The sequence below is a fragment of the Vibrio sp. 10N.222.48.A3 genome (assembly GCF_041475345.1).
GTDB classification, from domain to species: Bacteria; Pseudomonadota; Gammaproteobacteria; order Enterobacterales; family Vibrionaceae; genus Vibrio; species Vibrio tasmaniensis_A.
This window is the reverse complement of record NZ_JBFRVX010001169.1, coordinates 1-248: the sequence shown is the minus strand read 5'-3', so window position 1 is coordinate 248 and position 248 is coordinate 1. Positions and strand designations below refer to the sequence as shown.

Below are 248 nucleotides of genomic sequence, written 5' to 3'. Positions count from 1 at the left end.
GTTAGGTGGTAATGACACCAGTGCAAACAAACTAAGTCGCGCAGATAAGTTTCGTCAAGCGAATGAGAAGTTAGCATTTAACTTCGCTGTTGGTGGTCAAGGTGCGGATATTCAGGTCACGTCGGGCAATTGGAATTTTATGTTTGGTGACAATATCCAGTCTATCCTTGATACCAATCTAGGTTCTTTGTTTGGCTTAATGACACAGCAGTTCTCTGCAACAGGTCAAGCGAAAACAACCTTCACAT

General features: G+C 42.7%; 1 protein-coding gene. It reads left to right on the top strand.

Annotation, left to right across the window (positions count from 1 at the left end; translation table 11 throughout):
- Positions 1 to 248: hypothetical protein (locus AB4653_RS24705; RefSeq protein WP_372105550.1), on the top strand; the 248-nt coding region annotated here is incomplete at both ends.